The sequence below is a fragment of the Arthrobacter sp. genome (genome assembly GCF_031179385.1).
Lineage (GTDB): Bacteria > Actinomycetota > Actinomycetes > Actinomycetales > Micrococcaceae > Arthrobacter_D.
In genome coordinates this window covers 1-5,776 of the sequence record NZ_JAPSHV010000145.1, presented here as the reverse complement: position 1 = coordinate 5,776, position 5,776 = coordinate 1, and the positions used below count along the sequence as shown (strand labels likewise).

Genomic DNA, 5,776 nt, shown 5'->3' with positions numbered 1-5,776 from the left:
GCATCGGCAACCGCCCGCTCTACGTCTCCATCGATATCGATGTGCTCGATCCTGCCCACGCGCCGGGGACCGGTACGCCGGAAGCCGGCGGCATCACCAGCCGTGAACTGCTCGAGATCCTGCGCGGTCTGCGCGGAATGAACCTGGTCGGTGCCGACGTCGTCGAGGTTGCTCCCGCCTACGACCATGCGGAGCTCACCGGCGTGGCGGCGTCGCATGTGGCCTACGATCTGGTGAGTCTGATGGCCGACGACATCTCCACCCGAAAGGACGGCTAATGCAGTCCGTTGAAAGCGACGCCACAGTTCCCCCGCAGCCGGTCACCGGCCAGCGCAACGGCGGTGACCTTGTTGTCGAGACGCTGAGTGCGCTCGGCGCGACCACGGTCTTCGGCATTCCGGGCCAGCACGCGCTCGGCCTGTTCGATGCCCTGTCACGATCTGACCTCCAATTCGTCTCATCACGCGTCGAAAACAATTCAGCGTTCGCGGCCGATGGGTTTTCCCGCGCTACCGGCGAGGTGGGCGTGCTGTTCCTTTCCACGGGTCCCGGCGCGCTGACGTCGCTGGCAGGGTTACAGGAGGCATACGCCACCGGTGTGCCCATGGTCGTGATTGCGAGCCAGATTCCGCTGGAGGGTCTCGGCGCCCGCCGCAAAGGCATGCTGCACCAGCTCGATGACCAGAAGGCGTCCGCCGCCAACGTCACCAAGAGCCAGCGGCTGATCCAGCATGCTTCCGGCATACCGTCCGCCATCCAGGACGCGTGGACCGAGGCCGTCTCCTCCCCGCAGGGACCAGTGTGGGTTGAGGTGCCGCAGAATGTGCTGCTGGATCCCGTCGTCGTGCCCAGGGTGGAGGACGCCCTGGCGGAGCCGTTCGACAACCCGCCCCGCGTGGAACTTGTCCGCGAGGCAGTGAAGTGGTTGTCGGAAGCAAAGCGCCCGGCGATCGTGGCAGGCGGTGGCACGCGACGAGGCAAGGCCGAAAAGTGGCTGCTGTCGCTGGCGGAAAAGCTCGACGCCCCGGTGCTCTGCTCGCCCGGCGGTAACGGCGCGTTTCCCTGGAACCATGAACTTTCGCTGCAGTCCTGGGCTGAGGACCGCTACATCACGGAGGTGCTCGAGGACGCCGATGTCCTGCTGGTGATCGGATCTTCGCTCGGTGAAGTGACGTCCAACTACTTCACGCTCGAGCCGCGCGGACGCATCATCCAGATCGACGCCGAGCCGCGGGTCCTGGAGTCGAACAGGCCGGCTTTGGGCATCCGGGCCGATGCAGGCCAGGCGCTTGCCGCACTGGACGACGTTCTTGAACCCGTCGAACGCCGGACCGGCGACTACGACCCCCGCCGGCTCGTTGCCGAAACGCTCGCCAAGGTTCAGGCGCGCCTCGATTCACAGGACCTGGCCAAGGAACGTACGTTCATGGCCGACATCCGCGCCGCCGCGCCGGATGACATGCAGACCTTCTGGGACATGACTATTTCTGCGTACTGGGCCTGGAGCTGCTGGGATTCCCGTGACGGTGAGTTCCACTCCGCGCAGGGCGCCGGCGGCCTCGGATTCGGTTTTCCCAGTGCCATCGGCGGTTCGGTAGGGCTCGCCTCGAAAGGACTGCCGGCGCGGGTACTCGCTGTCTCCGGCGACGGGTCGGCCATGTACTCGATTGCCGAGCTCGCCACCGCCCGCCAGCACGACCTGCCGGTCACGTGGCTGATTGTCGACGACGGCGGGTACGGAATCCTCCGCGAGTACATGGAGGGCGCTTTCGGAAAGGCCACCGCAACCGAGCTCACCCGACCTGATTTTGTGAAGCTGGCCGAGTCCTTCGGCGTTCCCGCGGTCCGAGTCGCACCGGAGAACGTGCGGGAGGCGTTGGAGGCGAGCTTCGCGGCGGAGGGGCCCAACGTCGTCGTGGTGGAGACGCTGCTGAGGTTGTTCGCCCCGACTCACCTGTAGGTTGGGAAACACCCCTTCCAACATGCAAAGGACCCGCCGTGTTCGACCTGCGCGATCTTGACAAGCCGATCGTCGGAGCGCCCATGGCGGGCGGGCCGACGACGCCGGAGCTCGCCGCCGCGGTGACCAACGCCGGTGGCCTGGGGTTCCTCGCCGCCGGCTACCGCGCGCCGGAGGACGTCGAGGCGCAGCTGCGCAGCGTCGCTGGCCTGACCGGAGGGCCCGTGGGTGTGAACCTCTTCGTGCCGGATTCGTTTCAGCCCGAGCCGGGGCTGCTCGATGCCTACGTGGAGTCGCTGCGTCCGGAGGCTGCTGCGCTGGGCGTCGAGGTAGGCAACCCCCGGAACGACGACGACGGCTGGGACGCCAAACTCGCAATCGTTCTGGAGGCCAGACCGGCGGCGGTGTCCTTCACTTTCGGATGTCCGGAGGCCTCAGTCCTCGCGCGGATGGCCGGTGCCGGGATCCTCCCCATCGTCACGGTGACGACGGCGGCCGAGGCGCAATGTGCGGTAGCAGCGGGGGCCCGGGCGCTCGCGGTGCAGGGGCCGAACGCCGGCGGTCACCGCGGAACATTCAGCCAGCAGGAACTGCCTACCGATCAACTCCTTGAGCAGACGCTGGCCAGCATCCGGTCGGTAACCGGGCTCCCGCTTGCGGCCGGTGGGGGAGTGGCCGGTCCCGACGACGTCGGACGGTTGCGTGCACAGGGGGCCGACGCCGTGCAGGTGGGCACGGCGCTCCTCCTCGCCGACGAGGCGGGGACGAATCCAGTGCACCGGGCAGCGCTCAGTAACGGACAGTTCACGGGAACCTCCCTCACCCGGGCCTACACCGGACGCTATGCGCGCGGACTCACGAACCGGTTCATCCGTGAACATCTAGACGCTCCCGCGGGCTATCCCCACCTGCACCACGCGACGGCTCCGTTGCGGAAGGCTGCCGTCGCTCAGGGCAACCCTGACGTGGCGCACCTGTGGGCGGGAACAGGGTTCGCCTCGGCTGCGGCCGCACCGGCGGCAAGCATCATCGGGTCGCTGGCTTAGAGCGCCCCTCGCAGGAAGCGCCGGCGTAAACCGCCTGCAGTCAGACGGCGGTGGACTCCCGGGCCATCACCTGGAACTGCGTGAGGATTTCGCGCGGCGCGGGTCCGGCCGGGTTCTTGATGCGTTCCAGGAGCACCCGAATGGCCGTCTCTGCGATCTCCTGGCGCCCCGGATTGACGCTGCTCAACGTGGGGATCGAGTAGCGGGTCTCGTCCAGGTCATCGAAGCCGATCACGGCAACATCAGTCGGCACGCGGCGCCCGGCCTCCTGAAGCACACGCATGGCGCCTTGCGCCAGGGTGTCGTTGAAGCCGAACACGGCATCGAACTCCACCCCGCGGTCGAGGAGATCGTGCATGGCTTCGGCACCGTTGGCGCGGTGCCAGGTACCGACGTAGGCGACGAGGTCGTCGTCGTACGCTATGCCGCGGGCTTCCAGCGCTTCGCGGTAGCCCCTAAGGCGGAGACCTGCGGACCCGATGACTTCACCCTCATGGGCACCGACGACGGCGATGCGCCGCCGCCCGGTGTCCAGCAGGTGTTCGGTGGCGGCACGTGCGCCCTCGACGTTCTGCATGGTCACGTGGTCGCAGTTCCCCGAGAAGATCCGCTCACCGAGCAGCACGATGGGCACCTCGGCGGTGACGAGCGCCGCGTCCTCTTCACCGAGGCCGAGCGGGCTGAAAATCAGCCCATCCGACATGCGCAGACGGGGGCTCTTCAGCACCTCGAGCTCGCGGTCGCGTTCGCCGCTGGTTTGTTCCACGAGCACCACCAGGCCGCGGGCCTCAGCCGCACCGATGACGGCGTCGGCCAGTTCCGCGAAGTAGGGGAGGCGCAGCTGGGGGACGGCGAGGGTGATCGCCCCGGTATGGCCGGAGCGCAGGCTGCGGGCGGTGAGGTTCGGACGGTATCCCAGCTGCGCGATCGCCTTGTTGACGCGCTCCCGCGTGGCCGGCCGGACGTTGGGGTGGTCGTTGATGACGTTGGACACCGTCTTGAACGACACCCCGGCCACCTGGGCCACGTCATGCAGGGTTGCCGCCATGGGAAGTGTCCTTTTGTAGTGTTGGTGCCGGTGGGGTCCGCACATGCGTGCCCCACCGGCAATATATCGTGTTGTAGCGTTTCGGGTCTCTGACCCGCGAATCAGGTCATCGCTTGCCTGCGCCCGGTGCCCGAACCTCCAGTGCGACGGGTTCGGTGGGCGTGACACCGTGCGCGTTCGAGAAGACCGCCCGCACCAGGAGCCCATCCTGATCGGCGCTCAGGTGCTTCAGCGTCAGTTGTGAGCGGCGAAGACCCTCGCCCGCATTGATCGTGCGGGGCTGCTCGGTCAAGCGCTGCCACGTGGCACCGTTGTCTGCCGAGGTTTCCCACTGCGCCACCGGGGCCGGGGTGCCGGATGCCTCCGCGCGGAAGGTCGCCTTACTTCCGACGACGCCGGACGCCGGCTTGGGCGCCTGCGTCACCGCGGGCAGGTCAACGGTCTGGTCAAACTCGGGCCAGCCGTCCACCCAGTTGATCTTCTGAAGTCCGAGGGTGGGGAAGTAGGGAATGTCCTTGTTGGCGCCGTCGTAGTAGTGGAAGGCAAGGTAGTCACCGAAGACCGACTGTCCGCCCGGTCCGGTCACGGCACCGTGAGCGTCCAGCACTACCGTGCCGCCGCCACCGAACATGTCCCGGCCGTCCTTGTCGAGGTACGGTCCCGTGACGGACGTGGACCGTCCCACCGCGATCTTGTAGGTGGAGTCGCCGCCGCGGCAGCAGGAGTCGAAGGAAACGAAGAGGTAGTAGTAGTCACCGTTCTTGGTGATGTACGGGGCCTCGATCGGGTTGCCCCACATGAACCTGTCGGCGATGTTCACTGTCTGGGACTGCCAGTTCTCGACCGGCTTTCCGCTGGGCCACTCGATGGGAATCAGGAAGATCCCATACCAGAAGGATCCGATGGCCATGTAGGGTCTGCCGTCCTCACCCTCCACGATGCCGGCGTCAATTGCGTTGAACGTCTTGTTGGGATTGTTGGGGTCAAGGCCGGCTGCCGGTGAGGAGACCACGAGGCCCTGGTCGACCCACTCGTAGTCAGGGTCCTCGGGATCAAGCGTGGTGTTGGTGGCCAGAGCGGTGAGTGAGTTGCTGGTCCCGAACTGGGAAGCCGAGTAGTACAGGTAGTACGTACCGTCGTTCTCGTAGATCTCAGGTGCCCAGAGGTTGTCCGGCAGGGTGCCGCCGGCGAAGTGATCGTCGATCCAGCCCGGGATCTGGTCCCACACTGCACCCGTGTACTCCCACGTGGTGCCTTCGTCGTGCGAGGACCAGATCTGGATGGTTCCGCCGTTCTCGCGATTGATCCGGCCGGTCGAGTACACGTACCAGGTGCCGTCATCGTCGATGATCAGGGCAGGGTCGTGAATGGGGGAGGTTTCGCCGACGACGGACTTGCCGCCGGGAAGGTCCTGGGTGAACGGGGTTCCCTGGCCGGTCCAGGTTTCGGACGCCTTCAGTACGTTGCCCGTTTGGGTGGTGTCGGTCTGCACAGCCGGTGCGGGTGCGATGCCGGTGAGGATGAGGCCTGCGCTCATGCCGAGGGCGGCTGTTGCTGTGGTGATGCGCTTGCGGAGCTGGCTTTGCGGTGATCGTGACGTCATTATCACGGTCCTTTCGGTCAGGAGTGCGCTGGTGTTTACAACGTTGAAAATATCGCATGCGAATAGTGGGCCGTCAAGGTTTAGTAAGTTGTTCCCTGACGATTGGCGGGTGGAGCCGG

At 66.4% G+C, this 5,776-nt stretch carries 5 protein-coding genes; 3 read left to right on the top strand and 2 right to left on the bottom strand.

Going from position 1 to position 5,776, the window contains the following annotated elements:
- The 3 genes from RIF85_RS14205 to RIF85_RS14195 form a co-directional block, all read left to right on the top strand.
- Positions 1–278, top strand: a 278-nt coding sequence (locus tag RIF85_RS14205) for an arginase family protein (RefSeq protein WP_309072552.1), incomplete at its 5' end; no start/stop codon positions are given.
- Positions 278–1,960: a thiamine pyrophosphate-binding protein gene (locus RIF85_RS14200; protein WP_309072551.1), complete on the top strand. Its 1,683-nt coding sequence runs from the start codon at positions 278–280 to the stop codon at positions 1,958–1,960. The genes RIF85_RS14205 and RIF85_RS14200, both read left to right, overlap by 1 nt.
- A gap of 38 nt (positions 1,961–1,998) precedes the next feature.
- On the top strand, positions 1,999–3,006 hold the full coding sequence (locus RIF85_RS14195) for a nitronate monooxygenase (RefSeq protein WP_309072550.1): 1,008 nt from the start codon (positions 1,999–2,001) through the stop codon (positions 3,004–3,006).
- Between the two features lie 40 nt (positions 3,007–3,046).
- Here RIF85_RS14195 and RIF85_RS14190 read toward each other — a convergent pair whose 3' ends face one another.
- The gene (locus tag RIF85_RS14190) at positions 3,047–4,054 is read right to left on the bottom strand and encodes a LacI family DNA-binding transcriptional regulator (protein ID WP_309072549.1); all 1,008 of its coding nucleotides are present in this window, start codon (positions 4,052–4,054) and stop codon (positions 3,047–3,049) included.
- Between the two features lie 106 nt (positions 4,055–4,160).
- Positions 4,161–5,657: a glycoside hydrolase family 43 protein gene (locus RIF85_RS14185; RefSeq protein WP_309072548.1), complete on the bottom strand. Its 1,497-nt coding sequence runs from the start codon at positions 5,655–5,657 to the stop codon at positions 4,161–4,163.
- Positions 5,658–5,776 lie beyond the last annotated feature (119 nt).

Excerpts from the sequence above, each read along its gene's own strand:
- RIF85_RS14200 (WP_309072551.1), top strand. The coding sequence starts at position 278 with ATGCAGTCCGTTGAAAGCGACGCCACAGTTCCCCCGCAGCCGGTCACC.
- RIF85_RS14190 (WP_309072549.1), bottom strand. The coding sequence starts at position 4,054 with ATGGCGGCAACCCTGCATGACGTGGCCCAGGTGGCCGGGGTGTCGTTC.
- RIF85_RS14185 (WP_309072548.1), bottom strand. The coding sequence starts at position 5,657 with ATGACGTCACGATCACCGCAAAGCCAGCTCCGCAAGCGCATCACCACA.